Annotated in this window: 21 protein-coding genes; 12 read left to right on the top strand and 9 right to left on the bottom strand. The window is 77.5% G+C overall.

The annotated features are described in order from the left end of the window. The first annotated feature begins 18 nt into the window (after positions 1-18). From ACFVQZ_RS03950 to ACFVQZ_RS03970, 5 genes are all read left to right on the top strand, one after another. Entirely contained in the window at positions 19-1,479 is a 1,461-nt protein-coding gene (locus tag ACFVQZ_RS03950) for an FGGY family carbohydrate kinase (protein ID WP_383619425.1), read from the top strand. Positions 1,480-1,499: 20 nt separating this feature from the next. Continuing rightward, entirely contained in the window at positions 1,500-2,921 is a 1,422-nt protein-coding gene (locus ACFVQZ_RS03955; protein WP_383619544.1) for an FAD-dependent oxidoreductase, read from the top strand. After that, positions 2,918-3,970: an FAD-dependent oxidoreductase gene (locus tag ACFVQZ_RS03960; protein WP_383619427.1), complete on the top strand. Its 1,053-nt coding sequence runs from the start codon at positions 2,918-2,920 to the stop codon at positions 3,968-3,970. The genes ACFVQZ_RS03955 and ACFVQZ_RS03960 overlap by 4 nt, the downstream gene beginning before the upstream one ends. Before the next feature lie 46 nt (positions 3,971-4,016). Continuing rightward, positions 4,017-4,493 (top strand): NUDIX domain-containing protein, encoded by a 477-nt coding sequence (locus tag ACFVQZ_RS03965; protein WP_030497900.1) that lies wholly within the window; start codon positions 4,017-4,019, stop codon positions 4,491-4,493. A gap of 62 nt (positions 4,494-4,555) precedes the next feature. Further along, a complete protein-coding gene (locus ACFVQZ_RS03970) occupies positions 4,556-4,831 on the top strand; it encodes a hypothetical protein (RefSeq protein ID WP_030497901.1) in 276 nt (91 codons plus the stop codon). Between the two features lie 103 nt (positions 4,832-4,934). On the opposite strand, the gene ACFVQZ_RS03975 is transcribed toward ACFVQZ_RS03970, so the two are convergent. Next, a complete protein-coding gene (locus tag ACFVQZ_RS03975) occupies positions 4,935-6,194 on the bottom strand; it encodes a cytochrome P450 (protein ID WP_383619429.1) in 1,260 nt (419 codons plus the stop codon). 242 nt (positions 6,195-6,436) lie between these two features. Between ACFVQZ_RS03975 and ACFVQZ_RS03980 the strand changes: the two genes are divergently transcribed. Next, positions 6,437-7,672 (top strand): serine hydrolase, encoded by a 1,236-nt coding sequence (locus ACFVQZ_RS03980; RefSeq protein ID WP_030497903.1) that lies wholly within the window; start codon positions 6,437-6,439, stop codon positions 7,670-7,672. Between the two features lie 18 nt (positions 7,673-7,690). On the opposite strand, the gene ACFVQZ_RS03985 is transcribed toward ACFVQZ_RS03980, so the two are convergent. After that, complete coding sequence (locus ACFVQZ_RS03985; RefSeq protein ID WP_383619431.1) at positions 7,691-8,254, bottom strand: CGNR zinc finger domain-containing protein; 564 nt, start codon at positions 8,252-8,254, stop codon at positions 7,691-7,693. 183 nt (positions 8,255-8,437) lie between these two features. On the opposite strand from ACFVQZ_RS03985, the gene ACFVQZ_RS03990 reads away from it, so the two are divergent. Continuing rightward, complete coding sequence (locus ACFVQZ_RS03990; RefSeq protein WP_383619433.1) at positions 8,438-9,652, top strand: MFS transporter; 1,215 nt, start codon at positions 8,438-8,440, stop codon at positions 9,650-9,652. On the opposite strand, the gene ACFVQZ_RS03995 is transcribed toward ACFVQZ_RS03990, so the two are convergent. Further along, positions 9,561-9,788, bottom strand: a complete 228-nt coding sequence (locus ACFVQZ_RS03995) for a DUF5133 domain-containing protein (protein WP_036416966.1) — start codon at positions 9,786-9,788, stop codon at positions 9,561-9,563. The genes ACFVQZ_RS03990 and ACFVQZ_RS03995 overlap by 92 nt on opposite strands. Before the next feature lie 149 nt (positions 9,789-9,937). Here ACFVQZ_RS03995 and ACFVQZ_RS04000 point away from each other — a divergent pair, with 149 nt between their 5' ends. Continuing rightward, entirely contained in the window at positions 9,938-10,975 is a 1,038-nt protein-coding gene (locus ACFVQZ_RS04000) for an SDR family oxidoreductase (protein WP_030498716.1), read from the top strand. Between the two features lie 9 nt (positions 10,976-10,984). On the opposite strand, the gene ACFVQZ_RS04005 is transcribed toward ACFVQZ_RS04000, so the two are convergent. Next, the gene (locus ACFVQZ_RS04005; RefSeq protein ID WP_383619436.1) at positions 10,985-11,860 is read right to left on the bottom strand and encodes a glutathione S-transferase C-terminal domain-containing protein; all 876 of its coding nucleotides are present in this window, start codon (positions 11,858-11,860) and stop codon (positions 10,985-10,987) included. Between the two features lie 585 nt (positions 11,861-12,445). On the opposite strand from ACFVQZ_RS04005, the gene ACFVQZ_RS04010 reads away from it, so the two are divergent. Beyond that, positions 12,446-12,901, top strand: coding sequence for an Rrf2 family transcriptional regulator (locus tag ACFVQZ_RS04010; protein ID WP_030498714.1), 456 nt, complete (start codon positions 12,446-12,448; stop codon positions 12,899-12,901). 234 nt (positions 12,902-13,135) lie between these two features. Then, the gene (locus ACFVQZ_RS04015) at positions 13,136-14,401 is read left to right on the top strand and encodes an acyl-CoA dehydrogenase (protein ID WP_383619438.1); all 1,266 of its coding nucleotides are present in this window, start codon (positions 13,136-13,138) and stop codon (positions 14,399-14,401) included. A 141-nt stretch (positions 14,402-14,542) separates the two neighbouring features. Here the strand turns inward: ACFVQZ_RS04015 and ACFVQZ_RS04020 are convergent, their stop codons facing one another. Then, positions 14,543-15,412 carry a hypothetical protein gene (locus ACFVQZ_RS04020; protein ID WP_383619440.1) on the bottom strand — a complete coding sequence of 290 codons (870 nt, stop codon included), beginning with the start codon at positions 15,410-15,412 and terminating at the stop codon, positions 14,543-14,545. A gap of 196 nt (positions 15,413-15,608) precedes the next feature. Here ACFVQZ_RS04020 and ACFVQZ_RS04025 point away from each other — a divergent pair, with 196 nt between their 5' ends. Then, positions 15,609-16,538, top strand: coding sequence for a universal stress protein (locus ACFVQZ_RS04025; RefSeq protein ID WP_383619442.1), 930 nt, complete (start codon positions 15,609-15,611; stop codon positions 16,536-16,538). 171 nt (positions 16,539-16,709) lie between these two features. Further along, positions 16,710-17,552 carry a CAP domain-containing protein gene (locus tag ACFVQZ_RS04030; RefSeq protein WP_383619444.1) on the top strand — a complete coding sequence of 281 codons (843 nt, stop codon included), beginning with the start codon at positions 16,710-16,712 and terminating at the stop codon, positions 17,550-17,552. Positions 17,553-17,559: 7 nt separating this feature from the next. Here the strand turns inward: ACFVQZ_RS04030 and ACFVQZ_RS04035 are convergent, their stop codons facing one another. The 4 genes from ACFVQZ_RS04035 to ACFVQZ_RS04050 form a co-directional block, all read right to left on the bottom strand. Further along, positions 17,560-19,074, bottom strand: a complete 1,515-nt coding sequence (locus ACFVQZ_RS04035) for a sigma-70 family RNA polymerase sigma factor (RefSeq protein WP_383619446.1) — start codon at positions 19,072-19,074, stop codon at positions 17,560-17,562. Between the two features lie 151 nt (positions 19,075-19,225). After that, a complete protein-coding gene (locus ACFVQZ_RS04040) occupies positions 19,226-19,516 on the bottom strand; it encodes a hypothetical protein (RefSeq protein ID WP_030497472.1) in 291 nt (96 codons plus the stop codon). Positions 19,517-19,614: 98 nt separating this feature from the next. Beyond that, positions 19,615-21,834: an NADP-dependent isocitrate dehydrogenase gene (locus tag ACFVQZ_RS04045; RefSeq protein ID WP_383619448.1), complete on the bottom strand. Its 2,220-nt coding sequence runs from the start codon at positions 21,832-21,834 to the stop codon at positions 19,615-19,617. Between the two features lie 43 nt (positions 21,835-21,877). Next, entirely contained in the window at positions 21,878-22,948 is a 1,071-nt protein-coding gene (locus tag ACFVQZ_RS04050) for a phosphatase PAP2 family protein (protein WP_383619450.1), read from the bottom strand. Between the last annotated feature and the right edge of the window lie 63 nt (positions 22,949-23,011).

Consider the following 23,011-nt stretch of genomic DNA (forward strand, 5'->3'; position numbering starts at 1 on the left):
CAGGACGGGAGCAGGTTCATGACGGGCGGCCCGGTACTCGCCGTCGACCAAGGCACGTCCGGCACCAAGGCGCTCGTCCTGTGCCCCCGGCGCGGGGTCCTCGGCAGCGGTACGGCGCCGGTCACGCCCCGCCATCTGCCCGGCGGGCGCGTCGAGGCCGACCCCGGCGAGCTGTACGGATCCGTCGTCGCGGCGGGCCGCGCGGCCCTCGCCGACGCCGGCGTCCCGGTGGTCGCCGTGGGCCTCGCCAACCAGGGCGAGACGGTCCTCGCCTGGGACCCGGCCACCGGCGCGCCGCTCACCGACGCCCTCGTCTGGCAGGACCGCAGAGCGGCCGGCATCTGCGCCGAACTCGGGGCGCATGAAGAGGAGTTGACGGAGCTGACGGGCCTGCCCGTCGACCCGTACTTCGCGGCCCCGAAGATGGCTTGGATCCGCCGCCACGCCACCGGCGCCGGCGTGGTGACCACCAGCGACGCCTGGCTGGTCCACCGTCTGACGGGCGCCTACGTCACCGACGCCGCCACCGCCGGCCGCACCGGACTCCTCGACCCGGCCGCCGTCGCCTGGTCCGCGCCCGCCCTCGACCGCTACGGACTCGGCGGCGAGCGGCTGCCCCGGATCGTCGACTGCGACGAACCGGTCGGCGTCACCACGGCGTTCGGCCCGCCGCTCCCCCTCACCGGGCTCGTCGTCGACCAGCAGGCCGCCCTCCTCGCCCAGAGCGCCACCGCGCCCGCCGCCGCCAAGTGCACCTACGGGACTGGCGCGTTCCTCCTCGCCCGCACCGGACCGCGGCCCCGCCGCACCACCACCGGCCTCGTCGGCTGCGTCGCCTGGCGGCTGCGGGGCCGTACCGAACACTGCCTCGACGGGCAGGTGTTCGCGGTCGCGTCCGCCGTCCGCTGGCTCACCGACCTCGGCGTGATCGGCGGCGCCGGCGACCTCGACGCCGTCGGCGGCTCGGTGCCCGACAGCGGCGGCGTCGCCTTCGTGCCCGCGCTCGCCGGGCTCGCCGCCCCCTGGTGGCGCGGCGACGCCCGCGGCACACTCACCGGTCTGGGCCTCGACACCGGCCGCGGTCACCTGGTGCGGGCCCTGGTCGAGGGCATCGCCGCCCAGGTCGTCGAACTCGCCGGGGCCGCCGCCACGGACCGGGGCGCGCCCCTGGAGTCGCTGCGCGCGGACGGCGGCCTCACCCGGTCGGCGCTGCTGATGCAGACCCAGGCGGACCTCCTCCAGCTGCCGGTGGAGGTGGCCGCGCTGCCGGACGCGACGGCGCTCGGCGCCGGCGCGCTGGCCCTCCTCGGCCACGACCCGGACCTCGCCGTCCCGGAGGCCGTACCGCCGTGGAAGCCGTCCGCCGTGTACGAGCCCGCGATCTCGGCGGACGAGGCGGCGGACCGGCTCGGCCGGTTCCGCGCGGAGGTCACGGCCCTGCTGGACCGTCCGGCGCCGGCCCCCGAGGGGGCGGCGTGACCACGGCCCGGGCGGGCAGGATCACCGACGGCCGGAGCCGGGCCCCGGACGGAGCGGGAGCCGCGTACGACGTCGTGGTCGTGGGGGCCGGTGTCGTCGGGTGCGCGATCGCCCGCGCGCTCGCCCGGTACCCGCTGCGGGTCGCGCTCGTCGAGGCGGCGGACGACGTCGGCGAGGGCACTTCGAAGGCCAACACGGCGATCCTCCACACCGGTTTCGACGCCGTGCCCGGCACCCTGGAGGCCGGGCTGGTCCGCGCCGGCCACCGGCTGCTCACCCACTACGCCGCCGAGACCGGCATCCCCGTCGAACCCGTCGGCGCGCTGCTCGTCGCCTGGGACGAGCAGCAGCGGGCCGCGCTCCCCGGGCTCGCCGCCAAGGCGGCCCGCAACGGCCACCACGCCACCCGGATCCTCGGCGCGGCCGAACTCCGCCGCCGCGAGCCCCACCTCGGCCCCGGCGCGCTCGCCGCGCTGGCCGTGCCGGGCGAGTCGCTGATCTGCCCCTGGACCACCACCCTCGCGTACGCCACCCAGGCGGTGCTCTCCGGCGTCGACCTGCACCTCGGCCGCCGGGTGACGCACGTCGCCACCGCCCCGGACGGGCACCGGCTGACGACCACCCGCGGCCCGCTCACCGCCCGCTTCCTCGTCAACGCCTGCGGGCTCGCCGCCGACTGCTTCGACGCCCTGCTCGGCGTCGGCGACTTCACCGTGACGCCCCGCCGGGGCCAGCTGCTCGTGTACGACAAGGCCGCCCGCGACCTCGTCCGCCACATCCTGCTGCCCGTGCCCGGCCCGCTCGGCAAGGGCGTCCTGGTCGCGCCCACCGTCTACGGGAACGTCCTGCTCGGCCCGACCGCCGAGGACCTGGACGACCGCACGGCGACCGGCACCACCGCCGACGGTCTCGCCGGGCTGCGGGACCGGGGCGCCCGGATCGTGCCCGCGCTGGTCGAGGAGGAGGTGACGGCCGCGTACGCCGGGCTGCGGGCCGCCACCGGCCGGGACGACTACGCGTGCGCCGCCCGACCCGCGCTGCGGTACGTCACGGTCGGCGGGATCCGCTCCACGGGCCTGTCCGCCTCCCTCGCCCTCGCCGAGCACGTCCTCGGCCTGCTCGCCGAGTGCGGCCTGCGGACCGGACCCGAACAACCGCTGCCGCCGGTCCGGATGCCGAACCTCGGCGAGGCGTTCCCCCGCCCCTACCGGGACGCCGCGGCCGTCGCCCGCGACCCGGACTTCGGGACGGTCGTCTGCCACTGCGAGCACGTCACCCGCGGCGAGGTGCGCGCCGCACTCGCGTCGGTGGTGCCGCCGGCCGGGCTCGGCGGGCTGCGCCGCCGCACCCGCGCCGGGGCCGGCCGCTGCCAGGGCGCCCACTGCCGGCCCGCCCTGCGCGCCCTGTTCGAGGAGTACCGGAAGGGGGCCCGGGCCCGGTGAACACGCGGCACCCGGACGGGAGGACGGTGGGCTCCGTCGACGTGCTGGTCGTCGGCGCCGGCCCGGCGGGGCTCGCCGCGGCGGCGGCGCTCGCGGCGGCGGGCGCCGGACGGGTCGAGGTGCTGGAGCGCGAGCCGGAGGCCGGCGGCGTGCCGCGCCACTGCCCGCGCCCCGGGTTCGGCGCCGACGCGCGCGGCCGCGCCCTGGACGGCCCCCGGTACGCGCGGCGGGCGGTCCGCGCGGCGATCCGGTCCGGCGCCGTCGTGCGCACCGGCGTGTCGGCCACCGGCTGGGCGGGCCCGCTGCGGCTCGACACGACCGCGCCGACCGGCCTGGGGACCGTCGAGGCGCGCGCGGTGGTCCTGGCGACGGGCGCCCGCGAACGGTCCCGCGCGGCCCGGCTGCTCCCCGGCACCCGCGCGCCGGGCGTCCTGACGACCGGTGAGCTGCAGCGGACGGTGGCCATGACCGGCGCCCGCCCGGAGCAGGTCGGGCGGCGCGCCGTGGTCGTCGGCGACGGTCCCGAGGCCGGACACGCCGTGCGGCTGCTGCGCCGGGCGGGCGTCGCGGTGGCGGCCGTGGTGGCGGAGGCGCCGCGGGCGGCGGCCGGCGTCCGGGGCGTCCCGGTGCTCACCCGCACGACGGTGACGGAGCTGACGGGCCGGGGGCGGTTGGAGGGGGTGACGGTACGGGACCGGGACGGGCGGACGCGGAGCCTGCGGTGCGACACGCTCGTCCTCACCGGCGACTGGGTCCCGGAGCACGAACTCGCCCGGGCGGCCGGCCTGGCGTCCGCGCCCGGCGGGCGGGGTCCGGCGGGCCCGCCGATGCCGGGCGTGTTCGCGGCCGGCGGCCTGCTGTGCGGCGGCCGGCCGGCCCTGCGGGCGGCGGCCGACGGGCGCGCGGTCGCCGCGGCCGTCCTGGCACACCTCGCGGGGCAGGCCCCCGGACCGGGCCCAGGACTGGGCTCCGTACCGGGCTCCGTACCGGCGGAAGACCGTGGACAGGGCTCCGTGCCGGCGGACCGCCCCGGGGACGCGCCCGCCTGACCCCTCCTCGGCTGCGGGGCGGGGCCCGCGCGGGCAGACTGACGGCATGCCGGTCACACGCAGTGCGGGTCTACTCCTCTTCCGACGGACGGCGGACGACGGGATCGAAGTGCTCGTCGGGCACATGGGCGGGCCGTTCTGGGCGCGCCGCCACGAGGCCGCGTGGACCGTGCCCAAGGGCGAGTACGGGCCGGAGGAGGATCCCCGGGACGCGGCGCGGCGCGAGTTCCGGGAGGAGCTGGGACTGCCGGTGCCGGACGGCGACTGGCTCGACCTCGGCGAGGTGCGGCAGGCGGGCGGAAAGACCGTCACCGTGTGGGCGGTGGAGGGCGACCTGGACCCGGCGGACGTCGTGCCGGGCACCTTCACGCTGGAGTGGCCGCCCCGTTCGGGGGCGCGGGTCGAGTTCCCGGAGCTGGACCGGGTCGGCTGGTTCGCGCCGGAGGCGGCGGAGCCCCTGCTCGTCGCCGGGCAGCGGGTGTTCCTGGAACGGCTTCTCACGCGGCTGCGCGGGCGGGCCTGAGGGGCGTTGTCAGACCCGTACGAGAAGGTGGGGTGCGTCAAGCCGTCGAGAGGGAGCCCGACATGACCACGACCATCAGCGCCACCGAGCGCGCCGCGGCCCAGGCGTATCTGCGCCTCCTCGAATCCACCCAGGCCGTGCTGACGGACCCGCGGCTCGCCCCGTACGCGGGGATGATGCTGACGAACCCGATGGCGGAGGCGGACGCGGCGCTGCGCGCGGCGGGACTCGCCGGGAACGAGGACCGGCTGCTGCGCCTCGTCTCCGCCCTCCGGGCCTCCCCCGGCTCCCCTCCCGGCGCGGCGGCCCCCTCGGCGGACCGGCGCCGCCGCGCCTGAACGGCCGCCGCCCCGGGGGCCGGACGGCCCGGGCGAGGGGCGCCGCGCCCGGCCGTCGGCCCGCCGCCGACGTCCTCGACCGGCCGGCGCCGGGTCCGGCCGGCTACCGGGCGGGGGTTCCTAGCCGGACGGGCAGGGCGCGCACGCTGTTGCCGACGAAGCCGGCGTGCCGCGCCAGGCCGGTCTCGGGGACGGCCAGGTCGAGCGCGGGGAAGCGGGTGAAGAGCGCTTCGAGCGCGATCGCCGCCTCCATCCGGGCCAGCGGGGCGCCCAGGCAGTAGTGGGGGCCGTGGCCGAGGGAGAGGTGCTTGGCGGTCCCGGCGCGGGTGACGTCGAAGCGGCCGGCGTCCGGGCCGTGGGCCGTGGTGTCGCGGCCCGCCGCCGCGTATCCGGCGAGGACGGGGGTGCCCCGGGGGATCGGGGTGCCGTCGATCGTCAGGTCCCGGGTGGGGTAGCGGAAGGGGAAGTAGCTGACGGGGCTGTCCCAGCGCAGGGTCTCCTCGACGGCGTCCGCCCAGGTCGCCCGGCCGTCGGCGATCAGGGCGAGCTGGTCGCGGTGGGCGCACAGGGCGCGGACGGCGTTGGTGACGAGGTTGAGGGTGGTCTCGTGGCCGGCGACGATCAGCAGGAGCAGGGTGCCGATGAGCTCCGGCTGGGTGAGCCGGTCGCCGTCCTCGTCGCGGGCGGCGAGGAGCGCGCTCGTCAGGTCGTCGCCGGGCGCCGCCGCCTTCGCGGCGGCGATGCCGGCGAGCAGGTCCAGCAGCTCGCGGTTGGCGGCGACGGCCTGCTCGGGCGGGGTGTCGGTGGCGACGACCAGGCTGGAGAGGCGGTGCAGCCGGTCCTGGTGGGCGGGGTCGACGCCGAGGAGTTCGCAGATGACGCCGAGCGGCAGCGGCAGGGCGTAGTGGCGGCGCAGGTCGGCGACGCCGTCGCCGGCCGCGGCGGCGCCGGCGAGGCCGTCGAGCAGACCCTCCGTCACCGCCTCGACGCGCGGGCGCAGCTCCTCGACGCGGCGGGCGGTGAAGGCGCTGCTGACGAGGGTGCGCAGCCGGCGGTGGTCGGCGCCGTCGGCGGTCATCATGCCGGGGAGGGTGGCGAAGGTGCGCAGCGGCCACCCCTCGGGTATGCGGCCCTCGGCGAGCGCGGTGAAGTGCCGGGGGTCCTTGGCGACGTCCGGGTGGGCGAGGAAGTCGCGGAGGGCGTCGTGGCCGAGGACGGCCATGCCGTCGATGCCGCCGGGCAGCACCACCGGCGCGACGGCGCCGCGGGCGAGCAGCCGGGCGTTGGCGGCGTGCGGGCATCCGCCGGCCGGGTCGAGCCGGTACGGACCGGGGGCGGGGGCGGCTCCGGGACGTGCGTCCATGTCCATCCACTCCTGACGACGGGTGAGGCCCCCGGGCGGTCGCCCGTTCGGGGCAAGCCCGCATCCTAGGGTCAACCCGGTTGTCCGCGCGCCGGGTTAGGGGCGCGTACGGCTCCACCGGAAGGGCCGCTGACTGTCCGTCACCCGCCCGGCGGCACGACGCGCCGCCGGGCGTCGCGTTCGCTACGCCGGGTGGCGCACTTCGTCCTGCGGGCTCCTCCGCCGCTTCCTACGGTGGCCGAATGATCGTCACGTCAGCTCTTCGCCATGCCGCCGCGGGCTCCGCCGCGATGCTGCTCGTGCTCTCCGCCCCCGTGGCCGGCGCCACGCCCCCGCTCCGCACCGCCGCGTCCGCTCCCGTCCTCGGCCCGGGTGCCGCCGGCGAACCGACCCCTCCCGCGCGGCGGTTCGTGGACCCGGCGCGGCTCGACCGGCCCGGGACGCAGGTGCAGCGGCTGGCCGGCGCGCCGGCCGTGCCGGCCGTGTCGGCGCTGTCCTGGGTGGTGGCGGACGCCGGTACGGGAGAGGTGCTCGCCGCCCGTTCGGCGCACCGGAAGCTGCCGCCGGCCAGCACGCTGAAGGCCCTGTTCGCGCTGACCGCGCTGCCGCACCACAAGGCGGACGCGCGGCACACGGTCGCCGACGAGGAGCTGAGAGGGATCGGGGAGGGCAGCAGCCTCGTCGGGGTGAAGGAGGGGTACACGTACCGCGTCTCCGACCTGTGGAACGGCGTCTTCCTCAGCTCCGGCAACGACGCCGTGCACGTCCTCGCGGCGATGAGCGGCGGCTGGGAGTCGATGGCCCGCCAGATGCAGGAGAAGGCCCGGTCGCTGGGGGCGCGGGACACCCGGGTGGTCTCGCCGGACGGCTACGACGCGCCGGGCCAGGTGTCGTCGGCGTACGACCTGGCGGTCTTCGGCCGGGCGGGCCTCCAGGACCCGGAGTTCACCCGCTACTGCTCGACCGCCTACGCGGACTTCCCGGCGGGCTCCTGGTCGTACGGCATCGCCAACACCAACCGGCTCGTCACCGGCGCGGACGGCGTCGGCCGCTACCCGGGCATCATCGGCATCAAGAACGGCTACACCAGCAACGCGGGCAACACGCTCGTCGCCGCCGCCCGCCGCGGCGACCGCACCCTGGTCGTGTCGGTGATGAACCCGCAGTCGGGCGGCGGGCTCGCCGTGTACGAGGAGGCCCGCTCGCTCCTCGACTGGGGCTTCGCGGCGGCGGGCAAGGTGCAGCCGGTCGGCTCCCTGCTGCCGCCGAAGTCGCCGCCGGCGGCCGAGTCCGGCACCCGGCCCGTCACGGTGCGCGGCGGAGCCGGCGCCCCGCCGGCCGCGGCGCCCGGGCCGGCCCCCGCCGCCGCGCCCGCCGGGGAGACCCCGTCGGTGGCGCTGCCGCTCACCCTGGTCGCCTCCGCCTGCGTCTCCGCCCTCGCGCTGTGGGCCTGGCGCCGCCGGGCGGCCCGCCTCTGACCCGGCGCCCGTCCGGACTCACGACAACCTCGGTGCGCGGGCCCGCCGGTGGGCGGCGACGCGCTCGCGGGTGGCGCACCGCCGCGAGCAGTACCGGCGCTCGGGCCCGCTGCCGTGGGCGACGAACACCCGCCCGCAGGCCGGGGAGGCGCACGTCCGGCCGGGCGGGGCCTGCCGCTCCCACAGCAGGACGGTGAGCGCCAGGCAGACGGAGGCCAGGAACCACGGCGTCCAGGGGGCGTCGTCGGAGGCGTCCGCGTGCGGGTGCCAGGGGGCGGTGCCGGCGTGCGAGGTGAGCCGGAGGGGCCCGGTGTGGGCGGCGAGGAGGGTGTTGAGGAGGGCGGCGGCCTCGTCGGCCGAGCCGGCGGCGAACACCTCCCGGAGGTGCACGGCGGCGCCGCGCATCAGGGTGACGTCCTCGGCGGTCACCTCGACGGGGGCGGGCTCGCCGTGGGCGAGGAGCACGGCGGCGATCTCGGCGGGGCCGGCCGCCGGGTCGGCCAGCGCGTTGACGAGGGCGGCAGTGCGCAGGGCCATGGCGACGGTGGAGTGCCGGGTGGACCGGTCAGGGAGCACGGGCATCCGTGGAATGTAACGCATATTGCGCGCTTTTGAGTTACCTCCGTAGGGTCCGGCGCCATGCGCATCCGTTCGCGAAAGCCTCGCCGCCCCTCCCCTCGCCGTCCCTCGCCCCGCCGTCCCTCGCCTTGCCGAGGAGTCGCCGCCCATCTGGCGGGGGCGCTCGCCGCCCGCACCGGGGACGAGATGTCCGGGCCGGCCCTGGCGCTCGCCGGGTTCGCGGTCGCCGGCTCGACGGCCCGCGCCGGGACGCTGCTGGCCTGCGCCACCGTCGCGGCGGCGGTCGGCGGCCCGCTCCTCGGGGCGCTCCTGGACCGGTCGCGGTGGCCGGGGCGGCTGCTGGCCGGCGCGCTCGTCCTGTACGCGGCAGGGCTCGGCGCCGTGCTGCTGGGGCTCGGCCGGCTGCCGTTCGCGGTGACGGCGCTGCTCGCGGTGGCCGCCGGGCTGACGGGTCCGGCGCTCGCGGGCGGGTGGACGGCTCAGCTGCCGCGGCTGGCGCCCGCCGGCCGGATGGCCCGGCTGCACGGCCTCGACGCGCTGACGTTCTCCCTCGCGGCGCTCGCCGGCCCGGCGCTGGCCGCGGTCGCGGCGCTGCTGCTCGGGGCGCCGGCCGCCCTGGTCCTCGCGGCGGCGCTGGTCGCGGCGGCGGCCCCGGTCGCCTGGACCCTGCCCGCCGCCGCCCCGCCGCCGCGCGGTGCGGCGGGCGCCGAAGGCGTCGGCGCCGTGTTCCGGCGCGGGCCGCTGCTGCGGGCGACGCTCACGTCGGTCGGCTGCGCCACCGCGCAGGGGATGGTCGCCGCCTGTCTCCCGGCGCTCGGGGCGCGGGCGCTCGGCGGTTCCGGGCGGGGCGCGCTGCTGCTGTCGGTGGCGGCGGGCGCGGGGCTCGCCGCCACGGCGGCGCACGCCCGGTGGGGGTGCGCGGTGCCGCCGGGGCGGCTGCTGTGGGGCGGGGCGCTGGCGCAGGCGGCGGCCTGGGCGGCGGTGGGCGGGGCGGCGGGCGGGACGGGGCCGGCGGGCGGGGCGGTGGCACTGGGGGCGGCGGCGGTCCTCGGGGTGGCGTTCGCGGTGGCGGGGGCGGCCGAGGGCCCGCAGCTGACGGCCCTGTTCGCGGTCCGGCACGCGGAGACGCCGTCGCGGCTGCGGGGCCGGGTGTTCACGACCGGCGCGAGCCTGAAGATCACCGGCTTCGCGGTCGGCGCGGCGGTGGCCGGTCCGGTGGCGGCCGGCTCCCTGTCCGCGGTCCCGCTGCTCGCGGCCGCGGTCTGCGCCGTGTCGGCGCTGCCCTACGCGCCGCGCGCGGGCGGCGCCGTCACAGGGGTGCGCGGGGAGCCCGGGCGGTGCCGGGGGCGACGTAGCGTTCGGCGGCGTGCAGGGCTTCCTGGATGGAGCGGACGCCCATGAGGACGCAGAGGGTGTAGGCGGTGTCCTCGAAGCGCCGCCGGACGGTGAGGTCGCCGGGGGCGGCGCGGACCGTGCGCTCCTGGTCGCGGTAGTGCCGGAGGAGCCGTTCGACGGTGTTCCGGTCGGGCAGCAGCATGGGGTTCCTCCGTGGCGGGCCCCCCGGTCTCGCGTGCGTCGCTCCATGGTGCTCAGGGACGGTCACTTGCGCTACCCAGATGGTCACGTTCCGTCACCTTCGGGCGGGTCGAGGTGCGGACACCGCCCGGATGGCGGAGTGTCGAAGACATGAACCCGAGTTCGCGACTGAGGGTGGTCGTCACGGGCGCCACCGGGAACGTGGGCACCAGCGTGGTGCGTGCCCTGGCCGCCGAGGAGCGGGTCGGCTCCGTCCTGGGGCTGGCGCGCCGGCTGCCGGGCCTGGAGGTCCCCGGCGTCGAGTGGGCGGCCGTCGACCTGTCCGACGACGGCGACGGGCCCCGGCTCGCCCAGTACGTGGCCGACGCCGACGCCGTGGTGCACCTGGCGTGGCGGTTCCAGCCCACGCACGATCCGGTGACGACCTGGAGCACCAACGTGCTGGGGACCCTGCGGGTCTGCGACGCGGTGGCGGCGGCCCGGGTGCCGGCGCTGGTGTGCGCGTCGTCGGTGGGGGCGTACTCCCCCGGCCCGGAGAGCGGCGCGCCGGTCTCCGAGGCGTGGCCGACGCACGGCTGGCCGGACGCCGCGTACAGCAGGGAGAAGGCGTACCTGGAGCGGGTCCTGGACACGTTCGAGCGCGACCACCCGCAGACCCGGGTGGTACGGATGCGGCCGGCGTTCCTCTTCAAGGAGGAGGCGGCGAGCGAGCAGCGCCGGATCTTCGCGGGCCGGTTCCTGCCGGGGCAGCTGGTCCGGCCCGATCTGCTGCCGGTGCTGCCCGAGCCGGCGGGCCTGCGCTTCCAGGTGCTGCACACCGACGACGCCGCCGACGCCTACGTGCGGGCGGTGCTGCGGGACGTGCGGGGCGCGTTCAACCTGGCGGCGGACCCGGTGGTGGACGCGGCGCTGCTCGGCGAGATGTTCGGGGCGCGCCCGGTGCGGGTCCCGGCGGGTGCGGTGCGCGGCGCGCTCGCGGCGGCCTGGCACCTGCGGCTGGCGCCCGCCTCCCCCGGCCTCTTCGACCTGCTCCGGCACATCCCGGTGATGTCCACGGACCGGGCGCGCGAGGAGCTGGCCTGGCAGCCGGAGGCGACGTCGGTGGAGGCGCTGGAGGCGTTCCTGCGCGGGGTGCGCTCCGGCGGGGGCGACGACACGGCGCCGCTGCACGGGCGCCGGGTCGCCTGAGCCCCGGGGTCAGCGGCCGGCGCCTCCCCAGTCGACGATGCGGATCGCGGCGCCGGCCGCCTCGCGTCCCCGGCAGTGGGCGCGGTGGCGGCGCAGCACCGCGTCGACGTCGAGGTGGCGCGCGAACGCCGGGTGCGCGGCGAGCCGTTGGACGTACGCCCAGAGCGCGCGGGGCCGGGCGACCCGGTGGAGGGCGGCGGCGTCGAGGTGCCAGCGGTGGACGGTGTCGAGCCGCAGCAGGGCGCCCCACACGTGCACGTCGGCGAGGGTCGGGGCGGCGCCGAGGAGGTAGGGGCGGCCGGTGAGCCGGGCGTCGAGGGCGTCGAGCGCCGCGAAGAGCGTGCCGAGCGCCCGGTCGGCCTCCCGCCGGGCGTCGGCGTCCGGGTGGAGGCCGAGTTCGCCGGCGCGCTGCGCCGCCCGGTGGACGCCGTCGGCGCAGAGCGCGGCGAGGGCGTCGATCTCGGCGCGGTGCTCCTCGGGCAGCAGGTCGGGGCCGTCGCCCCGGAAGCGGAGGGCGAGGTCGCGGAGGATGTCGGGGACGTGGTTGCTGACGATCCGTCCGGTCCAGGCGTCGGCGAGGACGGGCGCGGTGGCGGGGCCGGTGTAGAGGTGGGCGCCGGCCTCGTAGAGCGGGCGGAGGGCGGTGTACGAGCCGTCGGCCGTGTCGGGGACCTCGGGGAGGAGCCGCAGCGGCAGGACGGGGTCGAGGCCGAGGAGTCCGTGGGTGACGGCGAGGCTCAGACAGCCGGGGTCGGCGGGGGCGAGGTGGAGCCGGTAGCGGTGCGGGACGGCGTAGTGGCCGCTGTCGGCGGACGGGCCGATCCGGCCCCGGAAGGCGGGTGCGGCGGAGGCGGGCAGCAGCGCGGCGGGGACGACGACGGACATGGTGCTCCCAGGGTGGCTCGGTGCTGGGTCCGGAGGGGCGGAGTCCACGGGGAGGCGGCGGAACGCCCGTACGGCGGCAGCGGAGTGACGGGAAGACGGAGGGCCCGTGAAGGCGGCGGAGCGGAGCGGGAACGGCCCGGGACGGGCGTGCCGCCGGTGCCCGGAAGAACGGTGCCGGGAAGGACAGGGCACGACGGGCGGGGCACGACGGCGGGGGCGTTCCGCGACGGGTGGGACCGGGTGCCGGGCGCGGTCAGGCCGCGCTGCACACCCGCAGCAGGTCGATGTGGCGGCGCGAGGTGAGCGACAGGGGGCGCGGCAGGGGGCGGGCCGGGTGGCCGTCGAGCCCGTCGCCGTGTCGCATGCCGTTCCCTACCTGTCCGCTCGGGTTTCCTGTCCCGAGTGTCCGGCGGCCGGCGGACGCCGTCAAGGGTGCGGACCGGACGTCCTCCGGCGCCGCGACGCCGCCCCGGGGACCGGCCGCGCGCCCCGCGGACGGCCGCCGCCGGGCCCGGTACCCGGGGCCGCGGGGCCCGCGCGACCGCTGTCCGGCGCCCCTCGGAGCCGTACGGAATAATGCACCGCATGCGCATTTCAGCCAGGGCGGACTACGCCGTGCGGGCCGCCCTCCAGCTCGCCGCCGCGGGCGACGCGGGGCCGTTGAAGGCCGAGGCGATCGCCGAGGGGCAGGGCATCTCCCACAAGTTCCTGGAGGGCATCCTCGGCGACATGCGCAAGGGCGGCCTGGTCGAGAGCCAGCGCGGCGGGCGGGGCGGCTACTGGCTGGCGCGGCCCGCCGAGTCGATCTCGGTCGCGGACGTGATCCGCTGCGTCGACGGCCCGCTCGTGTCGGTGCGCGGCCAGCGTCCGCCGGACCTCGCGTACACGGGCCCGGCCGCGTCGCTGCTGCCGCTGTGGATCGCGCTGCGGGCGGAGGTGCGCGACGTGCTGGGCGTCTCGCTCGCGGAGGTCGCGTCGGCGCGACTGCCCGCCGAGATCGCCGCGCGGGCGGACGACCCGGACGCCTGGACCAACCCCTGACAGGACCGCCACACCGCCGCGCGGGCGGACGACCCGGATGCCTGGACCAACCCCTGACCGCACCGCCACACCGACCACCGGACGCCGTCAACACCCCTCACCTGCGGCGATCTGACACCGTCTCACCCTTCGAACCCTCGCCATCCACATCGCGGACGCCCCTTGGGGCCCCGGCTTCCGCTCTGCCACTATCCCTACTGATCCAGTGGGATTACGGAGAGCGGGTGGGACGGTATGAGCGCGCAGCAGAGGACGCCGAGGGACGACACGCTCTGGCGGCGGGTCGTCCGAGAGGTCGCCGACGACCTCGCCGTCGACGCGTTCGCCCGCGACCGGGCCGGCCTGACCCCGCGCGACGAGGTGGAACGGCTCCGGGAGGCGGGCCTCCCCGCCTTCCTCACGGCCGCCGACCCCGCCGCCGGCCGGGGCGGGCACGGGACCGGCCTGCGGACCGCGTGTTCCGCCGTACGGGAGCTCTCCGCCGCCGACAGCTCGGTCGGCGAACTCCTCGCCCACCACTACGCCCTGTCCTGGACGAGCCGCCTCCTCGCCGCCCCGGCGGGACGGCCCGCCGGAACGTTCCCGCCCCTCGAGGCGCGGACGGCGGCGGAGGGCTGGCTGCTCGCCGGCGCGACCGGCCCCGGGCCGGCCGGCGACGGCCTCACCCTCACCCGCGCCGACCGGGGCGGCTGGCTCCTCGACGGCCGGCGCGCCTTCGACTCCGCCGTGACCGTCGCCGACCGGCTGGTGGTCGCCGCCCGCCCCGCCGGCACCGCCGACCAGCTGGTCGTCCTGGTGGACCCGGCCCGTCCCGGGGTGTCCGCCGAACCGGCGGCGGACCGGGTCGGGCAGCGGCTGACCGGCGCCGGGACGGTCGTCTTCGACCACGTCCCGGTCCCCCGCGCGCGGGTCCTCGGCACGCTGCCGGCGGACGAGCACGCGGTCGCGCCGTTCACCGCGCTCGCACCGCTCGTGCTCCGGCTGCTGCTCGTGCACGTGGCGCTCGGCATCGCGGAGGGAGCGCTCGCCGAGGCGCGGGACGTCAGCCGCGCGGTCGCCCCGGAGCCGGGTGCCGCGCCGGGCGGCCGGGCGCCCTCGGGCGACCTGCCGGACCGGGACGACGACCCGTACCTGCTGCTGTCCTACGGCGAACTGGCGTCGGCCGCCCACACCGCCGCCGCCGTCGCCGAACGCGCCACCGACGCCCTCACCCGCGGACTGCGGTCCGGCTGGGCGCTCGGCTTCGAGGAGAGCGCCGACCTGGCGGTCCTGGTGGCCGCCGCCGAGACCGTCACCGGCCGCGCGGCGGTCCAGCTGACCACCCGCATCCTGGAGCTCGTCGAGGGCGCCCCGCCCGCCGGGGGCGGCGGCCCCGGCTTCGACCGCTTCTGGCGCAACGCCCGCGCGCTCACCGCCCGCACCCGCCCCGCGCACCGCCTCCGCGACATCGGCGACCACTACCTCAACGGCACCCACGCCCGTCTGGCCCGCAGCGCCTGACCGGCCCGCGCCGCCCGGGACCCGCCGGACGAACCGGCAGCCGCCGGACGAACCGGCACCCGCCGGACGGCCCGGGACCCGCCGGACGCCCCTGCGGCCGGCGCCGGACGCCGGGCGGCCCCGCCCCTCACGGCACCCGGGTCAGCTCCACCGCCCGCTGCCCCTCGTGGTCCCACCGCACGAGGACGAGCCGCCCGTCCGCGCCGTCCAGCTCCCACGGGGTGTCGTCGCAGCCCGGGAGACCGATCGCCACGACCCTGTGGCTCCCGCACCGAGCGCGTACCGCCAGACGCCGGACGCCGTGCACGTCCGCTCGGCGTCGTCCGGGCGCGGCACCTCCCGGGACGGGTCCCGGACGCCCCGGGCCGTCGCCGTGCCGTCGACGGCCAGCTCCAGGGTGCCGCCGCGCCCGTCCGTCCAGGCGCCGACCAGATGCTCCCGGGAGGCCGGCGGCCGCTGCTCCGCGCCGAACGCGCCGCTGCCGAGCAGCAGCACGCCCAGGACCGCGACGCCCGCCACGACGACCGTTCCCCAGAGGGCGATCCCGCGCAGCAGCCACCGCCGGCGGAGCCGGGCGACCAGCGCCGCCGGCACGATCAGCGCGACGAGCGCCGCCCAGACGGCGAAGGCCGTACCGGCGGAAGCGCCGGCGTGCAGGACCGGCAGCACGCCTGCGACGGCGACGGGCGCGGCGGCGGCCGGGACGCACCACCACGGCTCGGGTCCCGTCTCCGGCGGGTGGCCGGTCCACGCTCCCAGGGCCATCGCGAGCAGGACCGCCGGCACGACGAGGACCAGCGCGGCGAGGACCACGACGAGCGACGCCTGCAGCGCCACCGCGGGCAGCATCATCACGGCGAACCCGTAGCCGTCGGTCGACTCCGCCCACACGGTCACCGTGCAGAACGCCGACACCAGCGCGGCGAGCGTCAGCTCCAGCATGAGCATGCCCGTCGCCACCATCAGGATCCGGCCGAACGAAGGCGGGCCGGTCCGCGTCGCCGTCGTCATGGCGATCACCCCCGCGAGCATCCTGCCACGCGCCTTGAACGCGTTCAACACTGCTCCCCCGAGGGCCCCGGGGCGGACAGACCGGCATGTCGGGACCTCCGGCCCTCATCCGGGACGGCCGATGGCCCCAAGCTGGAGGTGAGCGGGGAACGGCCGCGCGGCCGGACCCCACCGCCACGACCAGGGAGGACGTCAGATGACCCGTCACGACACCCAGCGGACCGAGGCAGGGACAGCGGCCGGGGAGGCGCGCGCGGGCCGGGAGATCGTGGCCGGGGTGGACGGCTCGCCGGAGAGCCTGGCCGCCGCCGACTGGGCCGCCCGGGAGGCCGAGCACCGGGACCTGCCGCTGCGGCTCGCGCACGCGTGGCGGTGGGAACCGCTCGACCTGCCGCTCGTGCAGGAGCGGGAGTCGCAGGAGCGCGCCGCCGAGGAGGTCGTCCGGAACGCCGCCGCGGAGATCACCGCCCGGCACCCGAAGCTCGCCGTCACCTCCGACGTGCTCCCGGACACCCCCGTCGCCGCGCTGCTCGACACGATCGGCGCGGCGGAGATGCTGGTCATCGGGTCGCGCGGGCACGGAGCCGTCGCCGGCTTCCTGCTCGGCTCGTACGGCCAGCAGGTCATCGCCGCCGCTACCGTGCCGGTCGTCGCCGTCCGCGCCCGCGACGACCGGGCGGCCGAACCGCCCACCGGCGAGATCCTGGTGGGCCAGCAGGGCACGCCGGAGGACAGCGAGGCCGTGCTGCGGTTCGCGTTCGAGACGGCGCACGCCCGGGGCGCCGCGATCCGCGCCGTGCGCGCCTGGAGCCTGCCGCCGCTCTTCGCGTACAGCCCGGCGTCGCTGCGGCTCGCCGACGACGCCGGCGGCCTGGTGCCCTTCGAGGAGAAGGCGCTTCGCGACGCGCTGGCCCCGTGGCGCGAGCGGTACCCGCACGTTCCGGTGACCGAGCACGTCGAGCTCGGCAGCGCCGGCCAGGTCCTGCTCACCACCTCCGGCAACGCGCAGCTCCTGGTCGTCGGCCGGCGCGCGAAGCGCGGCGCGCTCGGCGGGCGGATCGGCTCGGTGGCGCACGCCGCGCTCCACCTGGCCCCGTGCCCGGTCGCGGTGGTCCCGCAGGGCTGAGGACGGACGGGGGCGGCCCGTCAAGCCGGCGCGGCGGGTTGACGCAGGGAGTTGACCCGCCGGGTTGACACGGGGTGTCGGGGCGGCGGACCGCGGAAAGCCTTGACCCCGTCGCCCCGGCGGCCCGCCCGGGCCCCGGACCGCACGGCGACGCGAGCAGAGCGGAGCCCCATGCCGTACGACGCCCCCGCCCCTTCCACCCCGTCCCCCGACCCCTCCGACCGTTCCGCCCCGTCCCCCGACCCCTCCGACCCTTCCGTCCCCTCCCCCGCCGCTTCCTCCGGCCGCCACCGCCGCGGCGGGCCGGTGCGCCGCCGCGCGCTGCCCCGGCCGGGCTTCGCCGCCGCGGTGCTCGCCACGGGCACGACGGCGGCCGTGGTCACGATCCTGCTCGGTCTGTACGCGGCCATGCCGCCCTCCGCTCCCGCCCCCCGCGCGGCCCCGCCCCCGACCCCCCAGGCCCCACCCCCCACCCTCCCCACCCCGGCCCCCACCTCGCCCCGGGCCCTCGTCGAGGCCCCGCGGGCCCCGGCCGCCGCCCGGGGAGACGGGGCCGGCACGGCCGCCGGCGGGCTCGTCCCGCAGACCGGCACCGCCCTGGCCGCACCCGTGAAGACGCCCTCCCGGGCGACGCGTTACGGCCAGGAGGTCGTCGCGCTCGTCAACGCCGAACGGGGCCGGGCCGGCTGCGGCCCGCTGCGCTCCGAGGCCCGGCTGGCCAGGGCCGCGCAGGGCCACGCCGACGACATGGCGGCCCGTGACTACTACGCCCACGCGAGCCCGGAGGGGCGGGACGGCGGCGACCGGATCAGCGCGCACGGCTACGACTGGTCGGCGTGGGGCGAGAACATCCACAAGGGGCCGAAGACGCCGGAGCGGGCGATGGAGGAGTGGATGGGCAGCGCGGCCCACCGGGCCAACATCCTCAACTGCTCGTTCCGCGACATCGGCGTCGGCGTCGCCCTCACCGCCGACGGGCCGTGGTGGGTCCAGGACTTCGGCACCCGGGGCTGAGGCGCGGTCAGGGCGCGGGCGCGGCCAGCTTCTGCACCCAGACCGTGCCGGACGGGCCGGGGACGGCGGCCACGCCGGTGTCGCGGTAGGAGCAGTCGAGGAGGTTGCGCCGGTGGGCGGCGTCGCCCCGCCAGCTCGCGACCACGTCCGCCGGGTCCCGCTGCCCCTGGGCCAGGTTCTCCGCCCAGGCCGACCAGCGGTACCCGGCCTCGGTCATCCGGGTGTCCGCGAACTCGCCCTCGGGGCTGGCGTGTCCGTAGTAGCCGCGGTCCGTCATGTCCCGGGCGTAGGCGCGGGCGGCGGCCGTCAGCCGGGCGTCGGTCCGCAGCGGTCCGCAACCGGCCTCCGCCCGCAGCCGGTTGACGAGGGCGGTGACCCGCTCGCCCGGGTCGGCCGGGGCCGGCGCGACGGTACGGGACGGGGTCGGCGCGGCCGTGGTGGGCGCCGGGCGGGTGGCGGTGGCGGTGACCGGCGCGGGCGTCGGGGTGGGGGTCGGCGTCCGGGACGGGGTGGGGGTCGGAGCGGGGGTGGTGGCGGGCGGGGCGGCGGCGGGCCGGGTGGGTGCGGGGCCCGGGTCGGCGGGTTCGGGCAGGGTCAGCACGAGCGCCCCGAGGACGGCGACGGCCGCGACTCCGGCGGCTCCGGCCCCGGCCCGGCGCCCGGCGGTCCAGGCGGGCGCGGTCGGCGGTATCGGCTCCGCCAGGCCGACCGGTTCGGCCGCGTGGGCCGGGGCCGTACCGGCGTCCAGGAGGACGGCGACGGGCGGGACGAGGCCGATGCCGGCGAGCAGGCCCTCGACGGGGGCGAGGCCCCGGCGGTCGCGGCCGGCCGCGCAGGCGCGGCAGTCGCGCAGGTGGCGGGCGAGCCGCTTGCGCCACAGCGGGGAGGGGCGGCCGTCCCACGCGGTGAGGGCGGCGGCGAGATCCGGGCAGCGGGGGCGGGCGTCGAGGGCGCCGACGACGGCGCGGCCGGTCTCCAGGCGTTCCTTCATGCGCTGCACGCGGACGGCGGCGTGCGCCGGTTCCAGACCGAGGGCCTCGGCGAGTTCCGCGCGGGTGAGTTCGCCGGCGGCCTCCAGCCACCACAGGGACAGCAGCTCGCGGTCGTCCTCGTCGAGCCAGCGGGTGGCCCGGGCGACGTCGCGGCGCTGGCCGGTCAGGCCGAGGCGCAGGATCGTGAGGTCGGTGAAGTCGCCGGCCGGGTCGGCGAGGCCGACGGCCCGGTCGAGGCCGGGCACGGGCGCCTGCCGGCGCTCCCGCCAGCGGCGGCGGACGCCGTTCATGGCGATGGCGACGAGCCAGGACCGGAAGCGCGCCGGGTCCCGCAGCGCGGGCAGCCCGTCGAGGGCGCGGACCAGGGTCTCCTGGACGATGTCGTCGGTGTCGGCGTGCCCGTCGAGGGCGCGGCCGACCACGTTGTGGACGAGCGGCAGGCAGGCGCGGACCAGCTCCTCCCTGGCGTGCGGGTCGCCGTCGCGCGCCGCCTCCACCAGGGCGGTGGTGCGCTGCTCGTCGCTGTGCATGAATGGTGCTCCCTTGTCCCCGGTTCCGCGTCCCCGTCCTGGTGGAGACCCGTGGGACCGGGCAGGGGTAACACTTTTTTCCGGCTCCGGCCGGCTCCGGAAGCCTCAGGCCGGCCCCGGAAGGGTGTGGCCGGCTCCGCTCCGGACGGCTCTAGCCGGTCGGATGGGGCAGCCGTGGGACGGTCGCCCCGTGGCCCTCTCTGACGGCTTCCACCACGACGTCGTGGAGGTCTCGGCTCTCCTCCTCGGAGGCGCAGGGGACGGGACTGCCCGACATGGTGAACCAGTCGGATGCGCCGCTGTACTGCACGGCCACGCGTGCCTCACCGTCGGCGAAGGTCGTGTGCACGGTCAGGTCGCCCGTGACGATTCCGCCTTCGACGGTCAGCACCCCACCACGCCCGGTGTAGACACCGGCGGTCGTCCAAGATGCCCAGCTCATGCCCTCCAGGGTCACACCCGGATGGCCTACGCGCCACCGACGGGGCCGCCCCGGCCGGAAGGGGTTCCGGCCGGGGCGGCGACGCGTCGGGTGCCGGATCAGGCGAGGGACGCGACGGCCTCGTTGAACGTGGCGGACGGGCGCATGACGGCCGCGGCCTTGGCCGGGTCGGGCTGGTAGTAGCCGCCGATGTCGGCCGGGGAGCCCTGGACGGCGTTCAGCTCGTCGACGATCTTCTGCTCGTTCACCGTGAGGGTCTCGGCGAGCGGGGCGAACGCCTTGGCGAGCTCGGCGTCGTCGGTCTGCGCGGCCAGCTCCTGCGCCCAGTACAGGGCCAGGTAGAAGTGGCTGCCGCGGTTGTCGATGCCGCCGATGCGGCGGGTCGGCGACTTGTCCTCGTTGAGGAAGGTGCCGGTGGCGCGGTCCAGGGTGTCCGCGAGGACCTGGGCGCGGGCGTTGCCCGTGGTGGTGGCCAGGTGCTCGAAGGAGGCGGCCAGGGCGAAGAACTCGCCGAGGGAGTCCCAGCGGAGGTAGTTCTCCTTGACGAGCTGCTGGACGTGCTTCGGGGCGGAGCCGCCGGCGCCGGTCTCGAAGAGGCCGCCGCCCGCCATCAGCGGGACGACCGACAGCATCTTGGCGCTGGTGCCCAGCTCCAGGATCGGGAAGAGGTCGGTCAGGTAGTCGCGGAGGACGTTGCCGGTGACGGAGATGGTGTCCTCGCCGCGGCGGATGCGCTCCAGGGAGTACTTGGTGGCCTCGACCGGGGCGAGGATCTTGATCTCCAGGCCCTCGGTGTCGTGCTGCGGCAGGTACTCCTTCACCTTGGCGATGAGCTGCGCGTCGTGGGCGCGGTTCTCGTCCAGCCAGAAGACGGCCGGGGCGCCGGTGGCGCGGGCGCGGGTGACGGCGAGCTTGACCCAGTCCTGGATCGGGAGGTCCTTGGTCTGGCAGGCGCGGAAGATGTCGCCCTCGGCGACCTCCTGCTCCAGGACCGTGGTGCCGGAGGCGTCGACCAGGCGGACGGTGCCGGCGGCGGCGATCTCGAAGGTCTTGTCGTGGGAGCCGTACTCCTCGGCCTTCTGCGCCATGAGGCCGACGTTCGGGACGGAGCCCATGGTCGCCGGGTCGAAGGCGCCGTTGGCCTTGCAGTCCTCGATGACGGCCTGGTAGACGCCGGAGTAGCTGTGGTCCGGGAGGACGGCGAGGGTGTCGGCCTCCTGGCCGTCCGGGCCCCACATGTGGCCGGAGGTGCGGATCATGGCCGGCATCGAGGCGTCGACGATGACGTCGGACGGCACGTGCAGGTTGGTGATGCCCTTGTCGGAGTCGACCATGGCGAGGGCCGGGCCGTCGGCGAGCTCGGCGTCGAAGGACGCCTTGATCTCGGCGCCGTTCGGGAGGGCGTCGAGGCCGTTGAGGACGGTGCCGAGGCCGTCGTTGGCGGAGAGGCCGGCGGCGGCGAGGTCGGCGCCGTAGGCGGCGAACGTCTTCGGGAAGAAGGCGCGCACGACGTGGCCGAAGACGATCGGGTCGGAGACCTTCATCATCGTGGCCTTGAGGTGCACGGAGAAGAGGACGCCCTCGGCCTTGGCGCGGGCGACCTGCTCCGAGAGGAAGGTGCGCAGCGCGGCGGCCCGCATGACGGCGGCGTCGACGACCTCGCCGGCGATGACCTTCAGCGGGGCGCGCAGCTCGGTCACGGTGCCGTCGGCGGCGACGTGCTCGAAGCGGAGGGTGGTGTCCTCGGCGGCGACGAAGGACTTCTCGGTGCCGGCGAAGTCGTTCTCGCTCATGGTCGCGACGTTCGTCTTGGACTCGGAGGTCCAGGCGCCCATGCGGTGCGGGTGGTTCTTGGCGTAGTTCTTCACCGAGCCGGGGGCGCGGCGGTCGGAGTTGCCCTCGCGCAGGACCGGGTTGACGGCGGAGCCCTTGACCTTGTCGTAGCGGGCGCGGACGTCCTTGTCCTGGTCCGTCTTCGGGTCGTCCGGGTAGTCCGGGAGGGCGTAGCCCTGCGCCTGCAGCTCGGCGATCGCGGCCTTCAGCTGCGGGATCGAGGCCGAGATGTTCGGCAGCTTGATGATGTTGGCCTGGGGGGTCTTGGCCAGGTCGCCGAGCTCGGCGAGGGCGTCGCCGATGCGCTGGCCCTCCTCCAGGAACTCGGGGAAGCTCGCGATGATGCGGCCCGCGAGCGAGATGTCACGCGTCTCGACCGTGACGCCGGCCGTGGAGGCATACGCCTGGATCACGGGCAGGAACGAGTACGTCGCCAGGGCCGGCGCCTCGTCGGTGTGGGTGTAGATGATGGTCGAGTCAGTCACCAGGTGCTCCGCTCCACGTCTGCGTATGCGAGATTGCTCGACATCAAGATATCTCGTGATCGCGGTTCTCCGTAAAGGGCCCCACGAGCTCTCCTTGCTCGGGGGCTCCGGAATCCTCGATGAGGGGTCCGCCGAGCCGGTACGAGGCGGGGCCGCCGGACAGGTCGACGTGGCGGACCAGGAGGAGCAGGGCCAGGCCGCAGGCGGCGCCGACGCCGGCGGCGAGGGCCTGGCCGCAGCGGTGGGCGAGGCGCAGCTCGTCGGGGTCGTACGGGGCGGTGGCGGGCAGTCCGAGGGTGTCGCCGAGCAGCAGGAACCCGGTCGCGAGCCCGCCGGCGGCGAGCAGGGCGAGCGGCAGCGTCACCGGCAGGCCGCGCGCGGTGGTGCCGTGCCGGATGCCGGGGCGGACCTTGCCGCGGCGGGCGAGCAGGGCGATCAGGCCGCACTGGACGGCGAGGGCGAGCAGGGCGGCGGCGATGACGTCACCGGGGCGGTGGTCGCCGGCGGCGACGGAGTACGCGCCGAGGACGACGGCCCACAGGGTCGCGGCGCCGACGACGAGCTCGCGGGACCGCCGGGGCACGACGAGCGCGAGGGCGAAGGCGGTCCCGAAGGCGAGGGTGGCGGTGACGCTGGGGAAGCCGCTGGGCACGAGCGCCCCGGCGGTCTCGGCGGCCCGGGGGCGGGGCGCGTACCGCTGGAGGAGTCCGGCGACGGCGACCGCGACGGCGACGGCCCCGGCTGCGGCGCCGGTGGGCGCGTACCGTCGGCGCACCAGGCCGAGGCCGAGGAGGAGGACGCAGGCGAGGACGAGGGACAGGGTGGCGGCCCCGTCGAGGGAGGGGTGGTCGCGGAGGAAGGCGGCGATCCGGGTGTCGGCGCGCCGGCCGGTGACGGCGGCGTCGCCCCAGCGGCGGCCGGTGGCGGTGAGCACGAGGCCCGCGTAGACGACGGTGAGGAGCAGGACGGCCCCGAGGCAGGCCCGCCGGGTGCGGGCGCGGACCCGCGCGCTGAAGGAGCCCGCGGCCTCGCCGGCCACGGCGGCGTACCACCAGGTGTCACCGGCTCGGGGCGGCTTCGGGGAGCCGCCCGTGCGCCTGTCGTTGGAAGCCATGACCCGATTCGAACCCACGGGCGGCCGGGGCGCCTGCTGGGATCACCCGAACGACACGCCGGG

It is taken from the genome of Streptomyces sp. NPDC057854 (genome assembly GCF_042797055.1).
Lineage (GTDB): Bacteria > Actinomycetota > Actinomycetes > Streptomycetales > Streptomycetaceae > Streptomyces.